2 tRNA genes are annotated in these 375 nt (G+C 43.7%); both read left to right on the forward strand.

Features of this window, described 5'->3' with window-relative positions:
- The first annotated feature begins 30 nt into the window (after positions 1-30).
- A tRNA-Ile gene (locus SANK73390_RS09520) sits at positions 31-107 on the forward strand.
- 114 nt (positions 108-221) lie between these two features.
- Positions 222-297, forward strand: a tRNA-Ala gene (locus SANK73390_RS09525).
- Positions 298-375 lie beyond the last annotated feature (78 nt).

Raw genomic sequence — 375 nt, forward strand, 5'->3', positions numbered from 1 at the left:
GATTAGAATTAGAGAACACAAACATTGTTTGGGTCTGTAGCTCAGCTGGTTAGAGCGCACGCCTGATAAGCGTGAGGTCGGTAGTTCAAGTCTACTCAGACCCACCACTTCTTAGCGATGCTAACGTTTAAAGCTAGTAGTTTAGTTGACTAAACGCCCTCACTTTATACCTTGCCTCAACAAGAAGCTTTGGTTACAAACAATGTACATACCAGTATTGTGGGGCTATAGCTCAGCTGGGAGAGCGCCTGCCTTGCACGCAGGAGGTCAGCAGTTCGATCCTGCTTAGCTCCACCACTTTACTTTTTAAAGATAAACGTACTTCAGGTATATCCTGAGTATTAAGTGTGTTTCTCTTTGAGAAGTTAAATTCTC

Source organism: Pseudoalteromonas sp. SANK 73390, assembly GCF_054966645.1.